Raw genomic sequence first — 2447 nt, forward strand, 5'->3', positions numbered from 1 at the left:
CTCCAGTAGCTGGGGAAGGTCCTCGAGCGCGAGGCGGGAGGGGTTCGCGTAGCGGTAGGCGACCGGGCCGTTCGCGGCGCGGGCGCTGAGCAGGTCGGTGTCGGACGTCGACAGGAGCAGGATCATGCGGCGTCGTGCCTTCCTCGGGGTGTCCACGCCCCGGGTGGTGTCGATGGCGTCTCCCCTGCTCGAGCGGACGAGAGCTCGGGGAAGGGAGTTCCTGACTCACCCGGCACCAGGACCGGGCTCACAGTGGCGGGACCGCGCCGGAATCTCACCGGGCTTCCTCCCCTTGTCGCCGTCTGTGGCGACGACGGGCCGGCCGGCCCGTCACTGGGAATACTAAGGGCCGATCAACTACCGGGGGGCAGGCGGACCTGCTGCGATAGGTCGGTATGCTCGCCGCCATGCCCCCATCGGTCCCCTCGCCTGCGCTCTCGGGAGACGAGTCTGCCCGCAGCCGCGGTGACGCCTGCCCCGGGACGCTTCGGCTGCACCGGGCGGACGACGGGGCGCTGGCGCGCGTGCGCATTCCGGGCGGTCTGCTGGACGCGGGGCAGGCCGATGCGCTGCGGGAGCTGGCAGAGCGCCTCGGAGACGACGAGTTGCATCTCACATCGCGCGGCAACGTGCAGCTGCGCGGGCTGCCTGCGGACTGCGGCAGCGAACTGGCCCATGTCCTCGGCGGCGCGGGGCTGTTGCCCTCCGAACGCCACGAACGTGCCCGCAATGTGGTGGCTTCTCCGCTCTCGGGTCTCGACGGCCGGGGAGAGCGGAACGTCCGCGCATGGCTGTCCGCCCTGGACGAACTGCTGTGCGCCAACGACCGGGCCGCCGGTTTGTCCGGACGGTTCCTGTTCGCCCTCGACGACGGCCGCGGCGACGTGGGCGCTCTCGGCGGGGACGTGACTCTGACGACGCGGGGCGAGGACGCGGCGCTGCTGCGGATCGGCCCGGCGCAGGATGCCGTGCTCGTACGTTCCGCGCAGGCACCGCGGGCCGCCCTCATCGCGGCCGAGGCCTTCCTGGACCAGGCGGCCGGCACGGGTGCCTGGCGGGTGACGGATCTGCCCGGCGGCACCGGCCCTCTCCTCGACGCGGTCGTACGCCGGTTGCGGCAGGCCGAGTTCGACGTCACCCTGGCCGCCGCCCCGCTCCCCCGGGACGCGGGCGGGCCCGCCCTCGGCGTCGTGCCTGGGCCGCACGGGACGGACGCGCTCTCCCTGGGCCTGCCGCTGGGACGCATCAGCGCGACCCAGTGGCGGACTCTGACCGGCATCGCACGCGAGCACGGCAGCGGCGAGTTGCGCCTGACCCCCTGGCGCGGCATCGTCCTGCCGGGAGTCGAGCGGCACAAGTCCGCGGAACTCCTGGAGAGCCTGCGGACCGCCGGACTCATCACCGCGTCCGCATCCCCCTGGACCGGAGTGGGCGCCTGCATCGGCAGGCCCGGCTGCGCCAAATCCCTGGACGACGTACGCGCCACCGCGGCGGCCGCCCTGGGACCGGTGGGGGCGCTCCCCGTGTACTGGTCGGGGTGCGCGCGCCGGTGCGGCCATCCCCACGGAGAGTGGATCGACGTCGTCGCCACCCCCGAGGGGTACGAGATCTCTCACGTACACGGCGAGAAACGGGACACACCGGCGACCGTCCCCGGCAGCCCCGGGGCGCTCGCCGCCGCCGTGGCCGCGGCCCGCGGCTGACACGACATGAACGACCTCGCGACACCTGACTGTTCCATGCCCTATCAAGAGAGCGAACGCACTGTGCATCAGTACGAGAAGGACGGACCGGCGATCTACCGCCAGTCCTTCGCCACGATCCGCGCGGAGGCGGATCTGGCGGGCCTGCCCGCCGACGTGAGCCAGGTCGCGGTCCGCATGATCCACGCCTGCGGCATGGTCGATCTCGTACGCGACCTCGCTTTCACCCCGGACGTGGTGGCCCGCGCCCGCCAGGCACTTCGGGCCGGCGCCCCCATCCTGTGCGACGTGGCCATGGTCGCCAGCGGCGTCACCCGCAAGCGGCTGCCCGCGGACAACGACGTCGTGTGCACCCTGTCCGACCCGGCGGTGCCCGACCTGGCGGCCAAGCTCGGCACCACGCGCAGCGCCGCCGCCCTGGAGCTGTGGCGCGATCGGATGGAGGGCGCGGTCATAGCCGTCGGCAACGCGCCCACCGCCCTGTTCCGGCTGCTCGAAATGATCGAGGAGGGCGCCCCGCGCCCTGCCGCCGTCATCGGCGTGCCCGTCGGCTTCGTCGGCGCCATGGAGTCCAAGGACGCCCTGGCCGCGCACCCCTCCGGCCTGGAACACATGATCGTGCGGGGCCGCCGGGGCGGCAGCGCCATCGCGGCCGCCGCACTCAACGCGATCGCCAGCGAGGAAGAATGAGCGTGAGCGAGCACGTGAGTCAGCACAGCACAGGCCGTCTGTACGGCGTGGGGC

2 protein-coding genes and 1 riboswitch are annotated in these 2447 nt (G+C 73.2%); both genes read left to right on the forward strand.

Annotation, left to right across the window (positions count from 1 at the left end):
- Window positions 1–195 precede the first annotated feature (195 nt).
- Window positions 196–347: riboswitch (cobalamin riboswitch) on the reverse strand.
- Between the two features lie 48 nt (window positions 348–395).
- Complete coding sequence (locus ACQKIP_RS45205) at window positions 396–1703, forward strand: precorrin-3B synthase (protein WP_365856036.1); 1308 nt, start codon at window positions 396–398, stop codon at window positions 1701–1703.
- A 63-nt stretch (window positions 1704–1766) separates the two neighbouring features.
- Window positions 1767–2393 carry a precorrin-8X methylmutase gene (locus ACQKIP_RS45210; RefSeq protein ID WP_365856034.1) on the forward strand — a complete coding sequence of 209 codons (627 nt, stop codon included), beginning with the start codon at window positions 1767–1769 and terminating at the stop codon, window positions 2391–2393.
- Window positions 2394–2447 lie beyond the last annotated feature (54 nt).

The sequence above is a fragment of the Streptomyces sp. NPDC059900 genome, assembly GCF_050270335.1.
Lineage (GTDB): Bacteria > Actinomycetota > Actinomycetes > Streptomycetales > Streptomycetaceae > Streptomyces.

Coding starts and splice junctions, on each gene's coding strand:
- ACQKIP_RS45205 (WP_365856036.1), top strand. CDS start 396: ATGCTCGCCGCCATGCCCCCATCGGTCCCCTCGCCTGCGCTCTCGGGA.